Annotated in this window: 1 protein-coding gene; it reads right to left on the minus strand. The window is 70.7% G+C overall.

Going from position 1 to position 246, the window contains the following annotated elements; all coding sequences use genetic code 11:
- On the minus strand, window positions 1-246 hold a 246-nt coding region (locus NVV99_RS26725), incomplete at both ends, for a fatty acid desaturase (protein WP_369011270.1).

Consider the following 246-nt stretch of genomic DNA (forward strand, 5'->3'; position numbering starts at 1 on the left):
CGTCGTTGTGCACGCTCCACACCGGCTTGTCGAGCCGTTCGAGGCGGGCCCGTTCGAGGCGCCCCGCCGACCGCAGGCTGCCGACGACGCTGCGGGGCAGGAATCGCCAGCAGCTCTCCCCGAACCGGGCAGAGGCCGGATCCTCCGGGGGGGCGACCCGCACGTGGTGGCCGCGATTGTGCTCGATGTAGAAGTGCCCGTAGACCGACGGGGCGAGCGCCCACTTCGACAGTCGCCGTTCGAATT

This window comes from Rhodococcus sp. PAE-6, assembly GCF_025290685.1.
GTDB lineage: Bacteria > Actinomycetota > Actinomycetes > Mycobacteriales > Mycobacteriaceae > Rhodococcus > Rhodococcus pyridinivorans.